General features: G+C 72.0%; 15 protein-coding genes. 7 read left to right on the top strand and 8 right to left on the bottom strand.

Annotation, left to right across the window (positions count from 1 at the left end; genetic code table 11):
* Window positions 1-72: 72 nt before the first annotated feature.
* Together KG111_RS09265 and KG111_RS09260 are read right to left on the bottom strand one after the other, a co-directional pair.
* Window positions 73-1,026 (bottom strand): tRNA (adenine-N1)-methyltransferase, encoded by a 954-nt coding sequence (locus KG111_RS09265; RefSeq protein WP_283770542.1) that lies wholly within the window; start codon window positions 1,024-1,026, stop codon window positions 73-75.
* Between the two features lie 62 nt (window positions 1,027-1,088).
* On the bottom strand, window positions 1,089-2,213 hold the full coding sequence (locus tag KG111_RS09260) for a site-2 protease family protein (protein WP_205290351.1): 1,125 nt from the start codon (window positions 2,211-2,213) through the stop codon (window positions 1,089-1,091).
* A gap of 68 nt (window positions 2,214-2,281) precedes the next feature.
* On the opposite strand from KG111_RS09260, the gene KG111_RS09255 reads away from it, so the two are divergent.
* From KG111_RS09255 to KG111_RS09230, 6 genes are all read left to right on the top strand, one after another.
* The gene (locus KG111_RS09255) at window positions 2,282-3,199 is read left to right on the top strand and encodes a RecB family exonuclease (protein WP_205290350.1); all 918 of its coding nucleotides are present in this window, start codon (window positions 2,282-2,284) and stop codon (window positions 3,197-3,199) included.
* Window positions 3,200-3,316: 117 nt separating this feature from the next.
* Window positions 3,317-4,864, top strand: coding sequence for an ABC transporter substrate-binding protein (locus KG111_RS09250; protein WP_205290349.1), 1,548 nt, complete (start codon window positions 3,317-3,319; stop codon window positions 4,862-4,864).
* Window positions 4,861-5,868, top strand: a complete 1,008-nt coding sequence (locus KG111_RS09245; RefSeq protein WP_205290348.1) for an ABC transporter permease — start codon at window positions 4,861-4,863, stop codon at window positions 5,866-5,868. Before KG111_RS09250 ends, KG111_RS09245 begins: the two co-directional genes overlap by 4 nt.
* Entirely contained in the window at window positions 5,865-6,779 is a 915-nt protein-coding gene (locus KG111_RS09240; protein WP_205290347.1) for an ABC transporter permease, read from the top strand. The genes KG111_RS09245 and KG111_RS09240 overlap by 4 nt, the downstream gene beginning before the upstream one ends.
* A complete protein-coding gene (locus KG111_RS09235; protein WP_205290346.1) occupies window positions 6,776-7,759 on the top strand; it encodes an ABC transporter ATP-binding protein in 984 nt (327 codons plus the stop codon). The genes KG111_RS09240 and KG111_RS09235 overlap by 4 nt, the downstream gene beginning before the upstream one ends.
* Complete coding sequence (locus KG111_RS09230) at window positions 7,756-8,742, top strand: oligopeptide/dipeptide ABC transporter ATP-binding protein (protein WP_205290345.1); 987 nt, start codon at window positions 7,756-7,758, stop codon at window positions 8,740-8,742. Before KG111_RS09235 ends, KG111_RS09230 begins: the two co-directional genes overlap by 4 nt.
* A 2-nt stretch (window positions 8,743-8,744) precedes the next feature.
* Here the strand turns inward: KG111_RS09230 and KG111_RS09225 are convergent, their stop codons facing one another.
* The 6 genes from KG111_RS09225 to metH form a co-directional block, all read right to left on the bottom strand.
* Window positions 8,745-9,443, bottom strand: coding sequence for an HAD family hydrolase (locus tag KG111_RS09225; RefSeq protein WP_283770541.1), 699 nt, complete (start codon window positions 9,441-9,443; stop codon window positions 8,745-8,747).
* A 132-nt stretch (window positions 9,444-9,575) separates the two neighbouring features.
* The gene (locus tag KG111_RS09220) at window positions 9,576-10,250 is read right to left on the bottom strand and encodes a response regulator transcription factor (protein WP_205290343.1); all 675 of its coding nucleotides are present in this window, start codon (window positions 10,248-10,250) and stop codon (window positions 9,576-9,578) included.
* Window positions 10,247-11,326: a sensor histidine kinase gene (locus tag KG111_RS09215; RefSeq protein ID WP_205290342.1), complete on the bottom strand. Its 1,080-nt coding sequence runs from the start codon at window positions 11,324-11,326 to the stop codon at window positions 10,247-10,249. Before KG111_RS09215 ends, KG111_RS09220 begins: the two co-directional genes overlap by 4 nt.
* Before the next feature lie 17 nt (window positions 11,327-11,343).
* Window positions 11,344-12,153 carry an ABC transporter permease gene (locus tag KG111_RS09210; RefSeq protein ID WP_205290341.1) on the bottom strand — a complete coding sequence of 270 codons (810 nt, stop codon included), beginning with the start codon at window positions 12,151-12,153 and terminating at the stop codon, window positions 11,344-11,346.
* Window positions 12,150-13,130 carry an ABC transporter ATP-binding protein gene (locus tag KG111_RS09205; RefSeq protein ID WP_213449975.1) on the bottom strand — a complete coding sequence of 327 codons (981 nt, stop codon included), beginning with the start codon at window positions 13,128-13,130 and terminating at the stop codon, window positions 12,150-12,152. Before KG111_RS09205 ends, KG111_RS09210 begins: the two co-directional genes overlap by 4 nt.
* 484 nt (window positions 13,131-13,614) lie before the next feature.
* Window positions 13,615-17,367: a methionine synthase gene (gene metH, locus KG111_RS09200; RefSeq protein WP_205290340.1), complete on the bottom strand. Its 3,753-nt coding sequence runs from the start codon at window positions 17,365-17,367 to the stop codon at window positions 13,615-13,617.
* A gap of 137 nt (window positions 17,368-17,504) precedes the next feature.
* Here metH and KG111_RS09195 point away from each other — a divergent pair, with 137 nt between their 5' ends.
* Window positions 17,505-18,350 (top strand): PAC2 family protein, encoded by an 846-nt coding sequence (locus tag KG111_RS09195; protein ID WP_240195344.1) that lies wholly within the window; start codon window positions 17,505-17,507, stop codon window positions 18,348-18,350.

Raw genomic sequence — 18,350 nt, 5'->3', positions numbered from 1 at the left:
GGTGTGGGCCGGGGCGACGTGGCTTGCTGCGCGGCCGGTGCAGGGTCCGGAGGCGGGTTCTGAGGAGGCGGTTCAGTCCTCCGCGGGCACGTCCGGAATCCCCGGCGGGCGGGGGCCGGTGTAGTCCGGTCCGTAGGCACCCGGTGCCGGGCGCCGCTTCTTCAGCGGGGCCCGCTGTCCCGGCGCCATCCGGCGCGCAGTGACCAGGAAGGCGGTGTGGCCAATCATCTTGTGGCCCGGGCGCACGGCCAGGCCCTCGACGTGCCAGTCGCGGACCAGGGACTCCCACGGGGCGGGCTCGGTGAAGCCGCCGTGCACCCGCACCGCCTCGACGAACTTCGACAGCTGGGTGGTGGTGGCGACGTAGGCGCACACGATGCCGCCGGGCAGCAGGGCGTCCGCCGCGGCGTCGAGGCAGTCCCAGGGGGCGAGCATGTCGAGGATGATCCGGTCGCAGCGCTCGCCGGAGGCCGGCAGCGCCTCGGCCAGGTCTCCGATCGTCAGGTTCCAGGCCGGGTGGGTCTGGCCCTCGGGGGCGCCGAAGAACTGGGTGACGTTGCGGCGGGCGACGTCGGCGAACTCCTCGCGGCGCTCGTACGACGACACCCGGCCGTAGGGCCCGACGGCGCGCAGCAGCGAGCAGGTCAACGCCCCGGAGCCGACGCCGGCCTCGACCACGTGCGCGCCGGGGAAGATGTCGGCCATCGCGATGATCTGCGCGGAGTCCTTGGGATAGACCACCGCGGCCCCGCGGGGCATGGAGACGACGTACTCCGAGAGCAGAGGCCGGAAGACGAGGTACTCCCCGCCGACCGAGGATGTGACGGTGAAGCCCTCCTCGCGGCCGATCAGCTCGTCGTGCTCGAGGTGGCCCTTGTTGGAGAAGAACCGCTTGCCCGCCTGCAGCGCGAAGTTGTGCCGGCGGCCCTTGGCGTCGACCAGGCGGACCCACTCGCCCTCGCGCAGCGGACCGCGGTGGACGCCGGACCAGGCCTCGGGGGGCACGTCGGGGATGGTGTCGCTCACCGGCGCAATCTATCGGGAGACCCCGGCCGTGGCCGAAGCGGCGTCGGGGCCAAGCGCCGGGCTCAGCGGCCGCGGGCGGCTCGGGCGATGTCCGAGCCGAGCAGGACGCCGTGCACGGAGCCGTCAGGGGCGAGCAGCACGTAGGCGTTCGCGGGCGTGCGCCGCAGCGCCTCCACCAGCTCGGTGCCGGAGACCGACTCGGGCAGGGCGGAGCCGTCGTCGAGGCGCCGCGCCACCGCCGAGGCGGGCACCCACGGCCGGCGCTCGGGCGGGGTGGCGGCGACGGCGCGCGGGTCGACGACGCCCACGGGCAACCCGCTGGCGCTGACGGTGACGATGCTGGGGGTGCCGCTCTCCTCGGCCCGGCGCAGCGCCTCGGCCAGCGGGAGGTCGTCGGCCACCGGCAGCGCAGGGCGGGCCAACGTCTTGGCGTCCAGCCCGCTGAGTCGCTCCACGACGCGGGCGGTGTGCAGCGACTGCGAGGCGCCGACCCACAAGAAGAGAGCGACGATGGTGAGCAGCAGCGGGTCGACCAGCGCGCCGGCGTTGGCGGCGAGGATCGCCCAGGCGGCGACGGCGAGCGCGGTGATCCGACCGCCCCAGGCGGCGGCCACGGTGCCGATGTAGGAACGACCGGTGGCGGCCCACACGCCGGCCTTGAGCACCCGGCCGCCGTCCAGGGGCAGGCCGGGCACGAGGTTGAGGACGCCGATGAGCAGGTTGGCCCCGGCCAGGCCCTCGAGCAGCAACCGGGTGAGCCCGGGCGGCATGGCCAGGCACGCCACGAGCGCCACCGCACCGACGGCGAGCGAGGTCAGCGGACCGACCACGGCGATCCAGAACTCCTGCCGGGGCCGCCGGGCCTCGCCGGAGATCGCGGTGGCGCCACCGAGGAAGTGCAGCGTGATGGACTCGACCCGGAAGCCGAGGCGGCGGGCCACCAGCGCGTGCGACGCCTCGTGCAGCAGGATGGCGAGGTAGAGGGCGATCGCGAACGCCAGGCCGACCACGTACTTCCAAGCGCCGAGGCCGGCCTGCACCTGCTCCACCCGCGGCCCCATCAGGTAGGCGATCAGTGCCGCGATCAGGAACCAGGAGCTGGAGACCAGCACGTCGCTGCCCGCGATCCGGCCGATGCGGAGCATCCCGCGGGGCACGGACGGTGGTGCTGGGTCGGGCGCGGCCATGCCTTCACGGTATCCGTCTCCCCCGTGCCTCAACCGTGCTGTCGGAGCCCTGGCCTAGGGTCGCGGCCATGAGCAGCATCGAGGCGCCTGCGGGCACGCCGGGGATCGCGCCGGCGGACCCGGCCGAGCAGGCGGAGCGGGCGGGACGCGCCGTCGACGGCGTCGAGGTGCTCGGCGCGCTCTCGCCGTCGCGGGTGGCCGACTTCCTCGGCTGCGCGTTGTACTACCGGCTGCGCAACATCGACCGGCTGCCCGAGCCGCCTTCGCCGGCCGCGGTCCGCGGCACCGTGGTGCACCGCGCGCTGGAGCTGCTCTTCGACCTGCCCGCCGGGCGTCGTACGCCGGAGCAGGCGCAAGAGCTGGTGGTCCCGGCGTGGGAGGAGCTGCAGGAGCTGGAGCCGGCTCTGGCCTCGATGTTCGCCGCCGAGGGACCCGACGTCGTGACCTGGCTGGCGTCGTGCCGCGACGTGCTGGCAACCTACTTCGACCTCGAGGACCCCACCCGCTTGGAGCCGGCCGAGCGGGAGGTGTACGTCGAGACGCTCACCGACGCCAAGCTGCTGCTGCGCGGCGTGGTGGACCGCCTCGACGTGGCGCCCGACGGCGCGATCCGGGTGGTGGACTACAAGACCGGCTCCTCCCCGCGCGAGCAGTTCGAGGCCAAGGCGCTGTTCCAGCTGAAGTTCTACGCGCTGGTGCTGTGGCGGATGCGCGGCACGATCCCGGCGGTGCTGCGCCTGGTCTACCTGGGCAACGGCGAGGTGCTGGAGTACTCCCCCGACGAGACCGAGCTGCTCGCCACCGAGCGCAAGGTGCACGCGGTGTGGGAGGCCATCCGGGCCGCCACACAGGCCCAGGACTTCCAGCCGCGACCCGGCGCGACCTGCCGCTGGTGCGCGCACCAAGCGCTGTGCCCGGCGTACGGCGGCACGCCCCCGCCGTACCCTGCCGCACCCTCTCCGGCGGCCGCGCCCGTCTCTGCCTGAGGCCGTCGAGTGACTCCGGCTGTCCGGCAGGCGAGATCGCGGTGTTCCATGTCACATCGCGGTGCTATATCGTATATGTTCCGCGGACTCGCGGGACCTGACGAGAAGGCGGTGTTCATGTCGTTCCCCCAGTACTCAAGCCGGGCCCGGGGCCGCGCCCTGCGGCGCACCCTGACCAGCGTCGCGGCGCTCGCGATGGCGACGACGCTCGCCGCGTGCGGGGCCGAGAGCGGAGACAGCGCCGGCGGCGAGGCGGTCAAGGACGCGCACGTGAAGCTGGCCAGCACGGCCATCACGAGCAGCCTCGACCCCGCGGCCGCGCTCTCCTCCGTGGGACGCAGCTACACCAAGCAGGTCTTCGACCAGCTGGTCACCTTCGACGCCGACGGCAAGCTGGTCGCCGGCCTTGCCGAGAGCTGGAAGCTCAAGGACGACACGACGATGTCGTTCACCCTGCGCGAGGGCGTGACCTTCTCCTCCGGCGCGGCGTTCGACGCCGACGCCGTGGTGGCCAACGTGCAGCGGATCCAGTCCGGCGACCCCGCCTACTCCACCGTCGCCGCGAAGCTGAGCACGGTCGCGAAGGCGGTCACCGTCTCCCCCACCGAGGTCGAGATCAGCACCGACGTGGCGGACCCGGTCCTGCTCAACCGGCTCACCCTGCTCGACATCGTCGACCCCGCCACCTTCGACGGCGACCGGCCGGCCGGCACCGGCCCGTTCCAGGTCACCGACTACAAGGAGGGCACCAGCATCGAGCTGGAGCGCTTCGACGACTCGTGGCGCGCGACGGACAACGTCGAGCGGATCACCTTCCAGGCGATCCCCAGCGCGACGACGATGGTCAACGCGCTGCAGACCGGCGAGGTGGACGTCGCCTTCGGCCTGCCCGCCGACAACTCCAAGCAGCTGGAGTCCAAGGGCTTCCAGTCGGTCAGCAAGTCCGCCGGCTCCTCGGCGATCACCAGCCTGATCGCGGACGCCGAGCCCAAGCTCGCCGACCTGCGGGTGCGCCAGGCCATCAACTACGCCATCGACCGCGACGCGTTCGTCGAGGCCGCGCTGGGTGGCTTCGGCCGGCCCAACGGCAGCCAGTTCCTGCAGGAGGGTTACCTCGGCTACGACGCCGACCTGCCCAGCTACGGCTACGACCCCGCCAAGGCCAAGAAGCTGATCAAGGAGGCCGGCGTCGAGGGCCTGGAGCTGCCGATCGCCACGACCGCCCTGTTCAAGACCCAGGCCGAGGCGGTCGCGGGCTTCCTCAACGCGGTGGGCTTCAAGTCCGAGGTCGTCCTCGAGGACCTCTCCGCGTTCATCGGCTCGCTGCTGCAGAAGAGCAAGTCGCCCCTGCTGTACTGGCAGACCGACTACTACGACCTGCGCGACATCGCCGCGGTCACCCGGTTCGGTCCCCCGTTCCCCGGCCAGCAGGTCCACTTCGACAATGCCGAGTACCAGAAGCTGTTCACCGAGCAGACGCAGGAGATGGACGAGGAGAAGCGCGAGGCGCTGATCCAGCAGATGGCCAAGGTCATGAACGACCAGGCCGGTGTGCTGCTCCTGGCGTGGCCGGACAACCTGTACACGGCCGCTCCCCGGGTCAAGGAAGTGCCGCTCACCGGTGACAGCCTGATCCGTGTCGAGGAGATGGTCATCACCAAGTGACCGCTCTCGACGACGTGCGTCCCCCTGCCGCTCCGGCGCGGCGGGGGGACGCCCGCGGGCGGGCCTCGGACCTGCTCACCGGCCCGCTGCGGGCGCTCCTCGCGCTGCTGCTCCGCACGGCGCTGACCCTTCTCGGGCTCCTGACCCTGCTGTTCTTCCTCGTCCGGCTCAAGGGCGACCCCGCCGGAGTGCTCGCCGGCCCCTCGGCAACCCCCGAGCAGCTCGACGAGATCCGCGCCGCCTACGGTCTCGACCGCTCGCTGCTCGCGCAGTACCTGGACTTCCTCGGCGACACCGCCCGCCTCGACTTCGGCACGTCGGTCTTCAGCGGCCAGCCGGCGCTGGAGGCCGCGCTCGCCGCGCTGCCCGCCACGCTGGTGCTGATCTTCGCCACGATGGTCCTCTCCGTGCTCCTCGGCATCCCCGCCGGCATGGCCCTGCACCGCGGTCCGCGCCCGGTCCGCGTGGTGCTGAGCGGGCTGCTCACCCTCGGCCAGGCCGTCCCGGCCTTCGTGATCGGGGTCGGCCTGAGCGCCGTGCTCGCGGTGCGGCTCGGGTGGCTGCCCGCCTTCGGCAGCGGCACGGCCGCGACACTGGTGATGCCGACCGTGACCCTCGCCCTCTTCGCCATCGCCCGCACCGCGCGGATGGTCGATGCTGAGCTCGACCTGGTCGAGCAGCACGACTTCCTGCGCACCGCCGCCGCCAAGGGCGCCTCCGAGCGCCGCGTGGCGTGGCGCCACGCGCTGCCGAACGCCTTCCCCGCGGTCGCCGCCGCCCTGGTGGTCGAGACGTCGTACCTGATCAGCGGAGCCGTGGTCGTGGAAGTCCTCTTCGCCTACGACGGCATCGGCAAGCGCCTCGTGGACGCCATCTTCGCCCGGGACTACCCGGTGGTGCAGGCGTCGGTGTTCGCGATCGGTGTCGTCGTCATCGTCATCAACGTCATCGGCGACGCGCTGCTGCGCGCGCTCGACCCGCGCACCGGAAGGGCCGCCGCATGAGCACCGTCGACGACTCCTCCCACGTCTCCTCGCCCCTGTCCCCCGTCCCCGAGACGGCGCCGTCGGCGCGCCGGCGCCGGGTGGACCTGCGGCTGTGGCTCCCGCTCGGGGTGCTCCTGCTCATCGGGGCCGCCAGCGTGCTCGGTCCCGGACTGCTGGACCTGGAGCCGGAGGCCCAGGACCTGGGGAACCGGCTGCAGGAGCCGGTGTGGCTCGGCGGCGACGGCGGCGCGCTGGGCACCGACGCCTTCGGCCGCGACCTGCTGGCGCGCACGCTGGCCGGCGGCCAGGTCTCGCTGGCGGTCGGGTTCGGCGCCGCCACCGGCGCCGTCCTGCTCGGGGTGCTCCTCGGCCTCGTCGCCGGCTACCGCGGCGGACGGCTCGACCGGGCGATCATGAGCGTGGCCGACGTATGGCTGGCGTTCCCCTTCCTGGTGTTGGCGCTGGCCGCCGTCGCGGTGGTCGGCTCCGACATCCCCGTGCTGATCGCGTTGCTCACCCTGGGCGGCTGGGTGCTGCCCACGAGGGTGACCCGCACGATCGTGCAACGGCTGCGCGGCGAGGACTACGTGGTCGCCGCCACCGGCGCCGGCGCCAGCGACGCCTACGTGGTGTGGCGCCACCTCCTCCCGCAGGTCCTGCCGGTGACGCTGGTGGTCTGGTCGTTCACCGTCGGCACGCTCGTGGTGATCGAGAGCTCGCTGTCGTTCCTCGGCCTCGGCGTCCGCCCGCCCACACCGTCGTGGGGCAACCTCATCTCCGACGGCACCTCCTACCTGGAGACCGCGTGGTGGATCCTGACCTGGCCCGCGCTGATGATCGTGGTGACCGTGCTGTGCGCCAACGCCCTCGGCACGGCGCTGCGTCGCCGGCTGAGCAACGTGGCGCTCGACCCGAAGGTGCTGACGTGAGTGACACCCTGACCATCTCCGACCTGTACGTCGAGGCCGGACCCACCGCGCAGGCGAAGGTGCTGGTGCGCGGTGCCAGCCTGCGCGTGCCCGCGGGCAGCGTCGTCGGTCTGGTCGGCGAGTCCGGCTCCGGCAAGACCGTGACCTGCATGTCCGCGCTGGGCCTGGCGGGCTCCGGCGTGCGGATCACCGGCGGCTCGGTGCGCCTGGCCGGCACCGAGCTGGTCGGCGCGGACGCCGCGACGTTGAACCGGGTGCGCGGCGGAGTGGTGGGCACCGTGTTCCAGGACCCGCTCAGCTCGCTCAACCCGCTGCAGCGCGTCGGCGCCCAGATCGCGGAGGCCCTCGTCCTGCACCGCGGTGGCCGCCCGCGTCAGCACCGCGCGCGGGTGGTCGAGCTGCTCGCCTCGGTGGGTGTGCCCGGTCCCGAGCAGCGGATGCGTGCCTACCCGCACGAGCTCTCCGGCGGGCTGCGCCAGCGTGTCGCCATCGCCATCGCGCTCGCCAACGACCCGGCGCTGCTGGTCGCCGACGAGCCGACGACCGCGCTCGACGTCACCGTGCAGGCCCAGGTCCTGGACGTGATCCGCAAGGCCACCCGCACCGAGCAGCGCGCGGCGCTGATCGTGACCCACGACTTCGGTCTGGTCGCCGAGGTCGCGGACCGGGTCGCGGTCATGTACGCCGGGCAGATCGTCGAGGAGGGGCCGGTGCAGGAGATCTTCACCCACCCCCAGCACCCCTACACCCGGGGGCTGCTGGCCAGCCGGCCGACGCTGGCCACCGGCCGGCGGCGACTGGCCGCCATGCCGGGACGGCCGCCGGTGCCCGGGCAGTGGCCGGCCGGGTGCGCCTTCGCGGAGCGCTGCCCGCACGTCGTAGGCGCCTGCGCGCAGGCGCCGCCGATCACGGCGAGCACCGAAGGCTGGTCGCGATGCTGGCGCCCGGGCGTCGGCGGTGCGCTGGAGGAGGTCCGGTGAGCGCCACGACGAACGCGATGACGGGCGACGCGCCGAGCGCCACGAGCGCGGTGCTGGAGGTCCGTGGCGCCCGCAAGACGTACGACGTCGCGCACGGCCGGCAGCGCGCCCGGCTCGTCGCGGTCGACGACATCACGCTGCAGGTGCACCCCGGAGAGACGGTGGCGCTGGTCGGCGAGAGCGGCTGCGGCAAGTCCACGCTGGCGCGGGCGGCGGCGATGCTGTCGCCGTTGGACGCAGGCGAGGTGCTGTGGTCGGGCCAGCTGGTCTCGGGGCTGCGGCGTCGTTCGCTGCGTGCGCGGCGCGGGCACACGCAGCTGGTGTTCCAGGACCCCGCGGCGGCGCTGTCGCCGCGGATGAGCATCGGTGACATCGTCGCCGAGCCGTTGCGGATCCAGGGGCGCGAGGGCGTGGCGTACAAGGTCACCGAGCTGCTCGAGGCGGTCGGGCTGGACCCGGGCGTCGCGTCGCGGCTGCCGCGCGCGCTCAGCGGCGGCCAGCGGCAACGGGTGGTGATCGCCCGCGCGCTGGCGCTGGACCCCCGGCTGCTGGTGCTGGACGAGCCGGTGGCCTCGCTCGACGTGTCGGTGCAGGCCCAGGTGCTCAACCTGCTCTCGGACCTGCAGGCCGAGCGCGGGTTCGGGGCGCTGCTCATCGCCCACGACCTCGCGGTCGTCAGCAGCGTGGCGGACCGGATCGGCGTGATGTACCTGGGCCGGATCGTCGAGGAGGGACCGGCCGAGCAGGTGATCGCCTCGCCGCGGCATCCCTACACCCAGATGCTGGTGAACGCGATCCCGGCCTTCACCCCGGCCCAGCGGCGTGAGCGGGTGGCGGTGAGCGGCGACCCGGCCACGCCATGGGACGACCTGCCCGGGTGCACCTTCGCGCCTCGCTGCCCGCTGGCCACCGACGTGTGCCTGGAGGCGGTGCCGGCCGTCCGTCCCGTCGACGGCGTCGAGGTGGCCTGCCACCACGCCTGAGGTCAGCCCAGGGCACCCAGGTCGGCGGGCGTGAGGTCCTCGAGGGTGTCGCGGAAGTGCCGGCCCGGCGCGGCCGGCACGGGCACGTGGTTGGGCACGACGAGCACCCGGCACCCGGCCGCCTCGGCGGAACGGACGCCGGTCGGTGAGTCCTCGACAGCGACGCAGTCGGCGGGGTCCAGGCCCAGCGCCGCGGCCGCGGTCAGGTACGGCTCGGGGTGCGGCTTGCCCTTCTCCACCTGGTCGCCGGTGACGATCACCCGGAACGTCTCCGGTGGCAGGTGCTCGAGGATCGGCGCCACCAGCCGCTGGTAGGACATGGTGACCAGCGCGCACGGCACGCCCGCGGCGTGCAGCGCCAGCAGCATCTCGCGTGCCCCCGGGCGCCACGGCACCGCGTGCCGCACCTGCGCGACCACGCCGTCGAGCAACATCTCCACGATCTCTGCGGCCGACTGCTGCATCCCGACCCGGTTCCTGATGTACTCCCCCGACACGATCAGCTCGTTGCCCACCAGCGCCATCGCGTCCTCGTGGGTCCACGTGCCGCCGTGCGTCTCGGCGATCTCGGTCTCGGTGGCCATCCAGTACGGCTCGGTGTCGACCAGGGTGCCGTCCATGTCCCATAGGACGGCCGCGGGCAGCCTCCGACCAGCTTCCTCGTGCTGACCTGCAGGTTCACGAGAAGACGCGGTGTTCACCAATGCCCTCCAACAAGCTCCATGCGACTAACGATGCGACTATGCACCCTAGGTGCGCCCCCTGCCCCATTGACGGGCATGCGCTAACCCCCGTGCGCCGTAAAGCGGCACAGGCAGCGGCCAAGCCCAACCTCACCCGGAGCGGCGCCCCGGCTGGACCAGCCCGTGGTCGAAGGCGAAGACCACGGCGGCAGCGCGGTCGCGCAGGCCGAGCTTGGCGAAGATGTGCCCGACGTGGGTCTTGATCGTGCCCTCGCCGAGGAACAGGTTGGCGGCGATCTCGGTGTTGTTGAGACCGGCGCCGATCAGGGCGAGCACCTCTCGCTCCCGTGGCGTGAGCGTCTCGACAGCCGCGCCGGACACCGGTGGGGCCTGCGCTCCGCGGTAGGCCGTGAGCACCCGGCCGGTGACGGCCGGGTCCAGCCACGAGTCGCCGGCGGCGACCGCCCGGACAGCGCGCTGGAGGTCCTCGGCCGGGACAGACTTGAGCAGGAAGCCGGCCGCCCCGGCGCGGAGCGCCCCGGCGAGCACCTCCTCGTCCTCGAACGTCGTCAGCACCAGCACCGCTGGCGCATCGGGTACGTCGGCCAGCAACCGGGTCGCGGCGACGCCGTCGACCCGGGGCATCCGCACGTCCATCACCACCACGTCGGGACGCAGGGACGCCACCGCGTCGACGATGCCCTCGCCGCTCGCCAGCTCACCGACGATCTCGAACCCGAACCGGGAGCGCAGGATCCCGCGCAGCCCCGTGCGGACGAGCTCCTGGTCATCGACCAGGAGCACCCGGACCACCTCCTGGGTCATGACGGCAGCACCGCCTCGACCAGCCAGCCCTGCGGGACCGGACCGCCGGTGAGTCGGCCACCGACGCTTTCGGCGCGCTCGCGCATGCCGTCGAGGCCGGAACCGGGGGTGGCCGCGGGGTCGGGCGCCCCGCCGTTGCGCACCGTCACCGTGACGTCTGCCTTGCCGGCGATCACGCAGACAGCGACTGGCTCGCCGGCGGCGTGCCGAGCGGCGTTGGTCAGTGCCTCCTGGACGATCCGGTAGGCAGCCAGTCCCCGGGCGGATCCCAAAGAGGAAAGGTCTCCCTCGACCTTGAGCTCGACGGCCGCGCCGGCTCGGCGGAACGAGTCCACGAGGTCGGTGATGTCACGGGCGTCGGGCAGCGGCGCCATCCGGACGGGGTCGTCGGTGCGCATCAGGCCGACGGTGGCGCGGACCTCCTCCAGGCTCTGTCGGGCCAACCTCTCCGCCTCGACCAGGGAGGCGCGCGCTTCCTCGGGCTCGTCGTCGAGTGCGAGCCGGGCGCTGCCGATGTGCAGCAGCGAGACGGTCAGGGCGTGGCCGATCACGTCGTGCACCTCACCGGCGATCCGGCTGCGCTCCTCGGCCCTGCTGCGCTCGGCCAGCTCGGCCCGGGTGCGGTTGAGCTCGACCACGGTCAGTCGCAGTCGCCGGGCGAACACGCAGGCGATGGTCGTGAACGCCGTACCGATGACCCAGGCACCCCATCCGGGTTCCGAGGGGTGGATCGCCCACTCCCCGACGGGTCCTGCGAGGAGTACGACGAGCGTGGTCAGGGCCACCGGCAACGCAGACGTCAGCGCGGCCCAGGCGGCGATGACGCACAGCCCCATCCAGGACAGGTTGGAGGACTGCTCGTGACCGAGCACCACCAGCCCCGCGATCGGGATGACCAACCCCGCCGCGAGCCGCCAGCCCGACGGCGCCCACTTCGCCAGCGCCAGCGCCGCAGCGACGATGCCCGCGGCCGACCACAGCGCCACCGGGGTCGACTGGCGCGTCATCAGCACTCCCAGGAGCGCGAAGAACGCGAGCGCGGCAGGTGCCGCGGCTCGCGTTCCCCACTCCGTCATGGGAGCGACCCTAGACGTCACAGGGCGCTGCGCCGTGCCGCCAGGGCCATGGCGCCGACCGCGATCACGGTGACGGCCACCAGGGCGACCGTGGCGTCGCCGATCCCGAGCCACGGTTCCCGGATCGCCTGGTTGGCCAGCGACAGCGGCAGCCGCTCGGAGATCTCCCGCAGCGCATCCGACATCACCGCCGGCGGTGGGCCGCCGACACCGAGCAGGAAGGAGGGGAAGAACAGCAGCAGCCCGACGGCCTGTGCCGCCCGCGCCGAGGGCAGCATCGTCCCGAGCAGCACCCCGATGCTGGCGAACGCCACGGAGGCAACGACCACGCCGGCCACGACCCGCACCGGGTCCTCGACGCGCGGGACGCCGTAGACCGGTGCGGCGACGGCCAGCAGGAGCGCACCCGAGATCGCGATCGCGGTGAGGCCGACCACGAGCTGGGCCAACGCGAACGACCACCGTGGGAACCCCGACGCCGCGAACCGGCGCAGCACTCCTCGCTCCCGGTAGGTGGCGATGTGCACCGGCAGCATGATCAGTCCGGTCGCCCCGATCACCACGGTGAAGTAGGAAGCGACGTACCAGTGCGACGGGTTCACCGGGAAGGCGTCGTCGGGCTGGGTCCCGAACGAGCCGCCGATGATCAGCATGCAGACGATCGGGAACACCAGCACGAAGGTCAGGGTGAACGGCTCGCGGCTGAGCAGCCGGAGCTCGGTGGTGACGAGTCGGCGGGTGGCCGAGCGGTGCTTGGGCGCGGGCCCGGCGGTGGAGCGCGGATCGGCGCCGGCAGTGTCCGGCTGGATGGGGACGAACGTGCTCATGATGCGACCTTCCTGGTCTCGGGGAGATCGGTGGACTGGTCGAGCAGGGTCAGCAGCGCCGACTCGAGGTCGGGGATGTCGACCCGGAGATCGACCGGCACGGGGTGTCCGCTCGCGACGAGCCAGGCCCCCACGTGGGCGATGGCCTCGCGCGCGCCCTCGATCGCGACCTGGTCGCGCTCCTGGCTCACCCGGTGTACGCCGGGAAGTCGATCGAGCTCGCCGCGGATCGCCGAACCCCCGGCACCTGGAAGGCCGAAGCGGACCGTGACTCCAGGGGCGTGGCGGGCGACCAGCTCGGCGGGCGTGCCCTGGTCGAGCACCCGCCCCTGCCGCATGGCGACGACACGCTCGCACAGTGCCTCCGCCTCGTCGAGCTCGTGCGTCACGAGCATGACGGTGGTGCCCTCGTCACGCAGCTGCGCAACGGCGGACCACACCTCACGCCGTGCGGCGGGGTCCAGGCCCTGGGTGAGCTCGTCGAGGATGACCAGGCGCGGTCGGTTGAGCAGCGCCAGCACGAGGAACAACCGCTGCCGCTCTCCCCCGCTCAGCCCCGCGAACGGGGAGCGATGCAGCCGCCCGAGGCCGAACTGCTCGAGCAGCCGGTCCCGGTCCTGGGCGTGCGGGCCGGCGAACAGGTCCACCGCCTCGGTGACCCGCAGCCGGTCGGGCAGCCCAGAGCTCTGCAGCTGGCTGCCCACCTGCAGGCGCAGGCGATCGGCCTGCTTGACCGGGTCCAGGCCGAGGACCCGGATCACCCCGGAGTCGGGTGTCCGCAGGCCCTGCAGGCACTCGACGGTGGTGGTCTTGCCGGCACCGTTGGCGCCGATGAGACCGACGATCTCACCAGCCCCCACGTGCAGGTCGAGATTGTCGACGACGACTCGTCCGCCGTACGACTTGGTCAGTCCGCGCACGGTGACGACCGGCCCAGAGATGTGCTCGGTGGCGTGGCGCATGGGTGTTGGTTGCATGCCCCCATTCCATGTCGCGGGGACCCCTCGGCACATCGGCCCGCAGGCAGAACCCGACCTCTGCCCCCGGGCAGAGGCCCCTGGAGACTGTAAGCAGTGCAGACGAACCCGACCAGGTCCCTGGACCGGCCCTGCGACGGCCACGCGACGGCCACGCGATGACCGTGGTGACCTTCGGCGCAGTCAGGTAGGTGCGCTCCAGGGCGATCAGCTGGAGCACCTGGGTGTGGTCGCGCAGATCCTCGCCCTGGCCGAACAGGTCCCGCCGGCCACGGCCTCGCGGACGCAGCTGTGGCGGCGTACGGCGAAACCGTCGTCCGCCTCCTGTAGACCAAGATGGTCGAGCAGCAAACGCAACCACAAGGTGGTCGGGCAGCTGACGAAGGACGCGGTGCGCCAGTCGCCTTGGTGCGGACGTACGCCGTGCGTACGGCGTCATCGTGACCGGGGACGCCTCACCGCGCGGCGGCTCGTGCGCGCAGGCTCAGTCGTCCGGGTCGTAGCCCAGGTTCGGCGAGAGCCACTTCTCGGCCTCGGCGACGCTCCAGCCCTTCCGTGCCGCGTAGTCCTCGATCTGGTCGCGGCCCAAGCGGCCGACCACGAAGTACTGCGCCTGCGGGTGGCTGTAGTAGATGCCGGAGACCGACGCCCCGGGCCACATCGCCATCGACTCGGTGAGCGTGATGCCGGTGTTCTCCTCCACTCCGAGCAGGTCCCAGATGGTCAGCTTCTCGGTGTGGTCCGGGCAGGCCGGGTAGCCGGGCGCGGGCCGGATGCCGGTGTACTTCTCGGCGATCAGGTCCTCGTTGCTCAGCTGCTCGTGCGGCACGTGCGCCCAGAACTCGGTGCGCACCCGCTGGTGCAGCCGCTCCGCGAACGCCTCGGCCAGCCGGTCGGCCAACGACTCCAGCAGGATCGCGGAGTAGTCGTCGAGCTCCTTCTTGAACGTCTCGATCCGCTCGGTCACCCCGTGCCCGGCGGTCACCGCGAAGGCACCGACCCAGTCGCCGCCGCCGACCAGGTCCGAGCCGACCGGTGCGACGTAGTCGGCCAGGGAGCGGTTCGGGACGCCGTCGCGGTGCTTGCCCTGCTGCCGCAGCTGGAACAGCGTGGCGCGCACCTCGGCGCGGGACTCGTCGCCATAGACGACCACGTCCTCGCCGGTGCTCGCCGCCGGGAACAGCCCGTAGACGCCGTTCGCGGTCAGCCAGCCCTCGGCCACGAGCCGGTCGAGCATGGCCTGGGCGTCGTCGTACAGCTTGCGGGCGGCCTCACCATAGGTGGGGCTGTTGAGGATGTCGGGGAACCGGCCCTTCATCTCCCAGGCGTTGAAGAACGGCTGCCAGTCGATGTACTCGCGCAGCTCGGACAGGTCGTAGTCCGCGAGCACGTGCACCCCCGGGGTGCGCGGCTGCGGCGGGGCGTAGCCGGCCCAGTCGATGGGGCTCTTGTTGTCCTTCGCGGCGGCGAACGACAGCTGGGGGCGATCCGACTTCTGCGAGTGCCGCGCCCGCAATGAGTCGTAGTCGGCCCTGGTGGCCTCCATCAGGGCCGGGCGCTGCCGGCCGTCGAGCAGCGCGGCGGCGGTCGGCACGGAGCGCGAGGCGTCCTTGACCCAGACCACCGGGCCGTCGTACTTCGGGTCGACCTTGACCGCGGTGTGTGCCCGTGAGGTGGTGGCACCGCCGATCAGCAGCGGGATGTCCAACCCCACGCGCTGCATCTCGGTGGCGAAGCCGACCATCTCGTCGAGGCTGGGCGTGATCAGGCCGGAAAGGCCGATGATGTCGGCGCCGACCTCCTTGGCGGTGTCCAGGATCTTCTGCGCCGGCACCATCACGCCGAGGTCGATGACCTCGTAGTTGTTGCACGAGAGCACGACGCCGACGATGTTCTTGCCGATGTCGTGCACGTCGCCCTTGACCGTGGCGAGGACGATCGTGCCGTTGGTGTCCTTCACGGTGGCCAGCTCGGGGTTGTCCAGCTTCTCCTGCTCGATGAAGGGGATCAGGTAGGCCACAGCCTTCTTCATCACCCGCGCCGACTTCACCACCTGCGGCAGGAACATCTTGCCGGCGCCGAACAGGTCGCCGACGACGTTCATGCCGTCCATCAGCGGTCCCTCGATGACCTCGATCGGCCGGCCGCCGCGCTCCGCGATCTCGGTGCGCAGCTCCTCGGTGTCGGCCTCCACGTGGGCGTCGATGCCCTTGACCAGGGCGTGGGTGATCCGCTGCCCCACAGGCAGCGAGCGCCACTCCTCCGCGGCCGCCGCGGCCTTCTCGCCGCTGCCGCGGTGCGCCTCGGCCAGCTCGAGCAGCCGCTCGGTGGCCGCGACGGAGTCGTCGGTCCGGTTCAGCACGACGTCCTCGATGGCGTCGCGCAGCGCGGGGTCGATGGTGTCGTAGGGCACCAGGGCGCCGGCGTTGACGATGCCCATGTCCAGGCCCGCCTCGATGGCGTGGAACAGAAACACCGCGTGGATCGCCTCGCGCACCGCGTTGTTGCCGCGGAAGCTGAACGAGACGTTGGAGATGCCGCCGGAGACCTTGGCGCCGGGGAGGTTCTGCTTGATCCACCGGGTCGCCTCGATGAAGTCCACGCCGTACGACGCGTGCTCCTCGATGCCCGTGGCGACCGCGAACACGTTGGGGTCGAAGATGATGTCCTCGGCCGGGAAGCCGACCTCGTCGACGAGGATCCGGTAGGCGCGCTCGCAGATCTGCTTGCGGCGCTCGAGGTTGTCGGCCTGACCGTCCTCGTCGAAGGCCATCACCACCGCGGCGGCGCCGTACTTCTTGCACAGCCGGGCCTGCTCGACGAACTTCTCCTCGCCCTCCTTCATGGAGATCGAGTTGACGATCGGCTTGCCCTGCACGCAGCGCAGCCCGGCCTCGATCACCTCCCACTTGGAGGAGTCGATCATCAGCGGCACCCGGGAGATGTCGGGCTCGGAGGCGATCAGCTTGACGAAGCGGTCCATCGCCGCGACGCCGTCGATCATCCCCTCGTCCATGTTGACGTCGATGACCTGCGCGCCGGCCTCCACCTGCTGGGCGGCCACCGACAGCGCGGTGTCGTAGTCGCCGTCCTTGATCAGGTTGCGGAACCGGGCCGAGCCGGTGATGTTGGTGCGCTCGCCGACGTTGACGAACAGCGAGTCGTCGGTGACCGTGAACGGCTCCAGGCCGGCCAGGCGCAGCGCGGGCTCGACGGTGGCGGGCTCGCGCACCGGCCGACCCTCCATCACCTTGGCGATCTCGGCGATGTGCGCCGGCGTGGTGCCGCAGCAGCCACCGACCAGGTTGAGGAACCCGGCCTCGGCGAACTCGGTGAGCACGGCGGCGGTGTCCGCCGGCGCCTCCTCGTACTCGCCGAAGGCGTTCGGCAGACCGGCGTTGGGGTAGACCGAGACGAAGGTGTCGGCGAGCCGGGAGAGCTCGGCGACGTAGGGCCGCATCTCCTTCGCGCCGAGGGCGCAGTTGAGGCCCACCGCCAGCGGACGCGCGTGTCGCACGGAGTCCCAGAACGCCTCGGTGACCTGCCCCGAGAGGGTCCGGCCAGAGGCGTCGGTGATGGTGCCGGAGATGACGACCGGCCAGCGCCGTCCGGTCTCCTCGAAGAGCGTCTCGACGGCGAAGATGGCCGCCTTCGCGTTGAGGGTGTCGAAGATCGTCTCGATGAACAACAGGTCCGAGCCGCCGTCGACCAGGCCGCGGGCAGCGGTCAGGTAGGCATCGACGAGCTGAGCGTACGAGACGTTGCGGGCGCCGGGGTCGTTGACGTCGGGGCTGATCGAGGCGGTGCGGGTGGTCGGGCCGAGCGCCCCGGCGACGTACCGCTTGCGGCCGGTGGCGGCAGCGACCTCGTCGGCCACCTGCCGCGCCAGCGCCGCGGAGGCGACGTTGAGCTCGTAGGCCAGCTCCTCCATGCCGTAGTCGCCGAGCGAGACCGCGTTGGAGCTGAACGTGTTGGTCTCGATGACGTCGGCGCCGGCGTCGAGGTACTCGCGGTGGATGCCGGCGATGATCTCGGGCTGGGTGAGCGAGAGCAGGTCGTTGTTGCCGACGAGATCGGAGGGCCAGTCGGCGAACCGCTCGCCGCGGTAGCCGGCCTCGTCGGGACGGTCCCGCTGGATCGCGGTGCCCATCGCACCGTCCAGGATGACGATCCGCTCACGCAGCAGCGCGGAGAGCTCCTCGGTGGCGTCGGGCTGCCAGTTCTTGTCCTGAGCCATGCGTCAATCCTTCCGGGTGGAAGGCGCCCTTGGTGGTTCGGTCGAGCGTGGCGGGCACCCGTGTGGGTGGGACCCGTTGCAACGCCTCTCGACTGCGCACGATGGTACTCGGACGCGACCACTAGGCTCGAAGGGTGATGGAGATCGAGACGGTCCCCGACCTGCACCGGCCGGTGGTGATCGCTGCGTTCGAGGGCTGGAACGACGCCGCGGAGTCCGCGACGTCGCTGGTGGACCACCTGATGGAGGTGTGGGACGCGCACGTGGTGGCAGCGATCGACCCCGACGAGTACTACGACTTCCAGGTCAACCGGCCCGTGGTGGGGATCGACGAGAACGGGTTCCGCAAGCTCACCTGGCCCAGCACCCACGTCGCGGTGGCCTCCCCGCCCGGCCTGGACCGTGACGTCATCCTGATCCGCGGGATCGAGCCCAACATGCGCTGGCGCCAGTTCACCGCCGAGCTGCTCGCCGTGATCGACGAGCTCGGCGGCGAGCTGCTCGTCACCCTGGGCGCGTTGCTCTCCGACAGCCCGCACAGCCGCCCGATCCCGGTGTCCGGCTCGTCCACGGAGCCGGAGTTGATGGACCTGCTCACCCTGGAGCACTCGACCTACGAGGGCCCCACCGGCATCGTCGGGGTGCTGCAGGACGCCTGCGTGAAGGTCGACCTGCCGGCCGTGTCGTTCTGGGCCGCGGTGCCGCACTACGTCGCCCAGCCGCCGTGCCCCAAGGCGACGCTGGCGCTGCTCGGCAAGCTCGAGGACCTGCTCGAGATGCCGATCCCCCTCGGCGACCTGCCCGACGACGCCATCGCCTGGGAGCGCGGCGTCGACGAGCTGGCCGAGGAGGACGAGGACATCGCCGACTACGTGCGCTCCCTGGAGGAGTCCCGCGACACCGTCGACCTGCCCGAGGCCTCCGGTGAGGCCATTGCGCGGGAGTTCGAGCGCTACCTGAAGCGGCGGGGCCGGGAGGGCTGA

The organism is Nocardioides faecalis (assembly GCF_018388425.1).
In the GTDB taxonomy this organism is placed as follows: domain Bacteria; phylum Actinomycetota; class Actinomycetes; order Propionibacteriales; family Nocardioidaceae; genus Nocardioides; species Nocardioides faecalis.
Note: the sequence above shows the minus strand (reverse complement) of the source record. Positions and strands in the feature narration are given on the sequence as shown.